General features: G+C 66.4%; 1 pseudogene. It reads left to right on the top strand.

What is annotated here, in order from left to right:
• Nucleotides 1-256, top strand: a pseudogene (locus RMT89_RS44165) (hypothetical protein); the annotation flags it as partial.

Here is a 256-nt window from a genome sequence, read left to right on the forward strand (position 1 = left end):
GCAATACGACAAGGCCGCCGAGCTGGGCAAGCGCATCGAGGCCAAGGAGACTGAACTCAAGAAGCTCGTCGAGGAATGGGAACGCGAGCGCGCCTCGGGCAGCGCCGAAGTCAAGGCCGAGCATGTCGCGCAGATCGTCTCGCGCCTGACCGGCATTCCGGTCAACGAGCTGACGGTGGAAGAGCGCGAGAAGCTGCTGCATCTGGAGCAGCGGCTGCACGAGCGCCTGGTGGGCCAGGACGAAGCGGTGCGCGCG

This window comes from Streptomyces sp. P17 (assembly GCF_032436805.1).
Lineage (GTDB): Bacteria > Actinomycetota > Actinomycetes > Streptomycetales > Streptomycetaceae > Streptomyces.